Here is a 244-nt window from a genome sequence, read left to right on the forward strand (position 1 = left end):
TAGGTGACTTGCTTCCTATGCTTCTTGAATTGGTTACAAATATATTCGCGCAAGTACTGGAAACAATTTTGAGCCTTTTACCCGAACTTATTCCAGCGACGGTCAGTGCTCTAATGACGATTGTCGGTGCATTAATTGATAACCTTCCACTGCTAATAAATGCAGCAATTGAATTAGTAACAGCACTTGTGGAGGGAATCGGCATAGCGTTACCACAACTCATCCCTGCGGCAGTTTCTGCAGT

General features: G+C 43.0%; 1 protein-coding gene. It reads left to right on the forward strand.

All coding sequences use genetic code 11. From position 1 onward, the window contains the following. The coding region (locus RYX56_RS24565; protein WP_317124417.1) for a hypothetical protein at positions 1-244 on the forward strand (244 nt) is incomplete at both ends.

This window comes from Alkalihalophilus lindianensis (assembly GCF_032843265.1).
In the GTDB taxonomy this organism is placed as follows: Bacteria; Bacillota; Bacilli; order Bacillales; family Bacillaceae_D; genus Alkalihalophilus; species Alkalihalophilus lindianensis.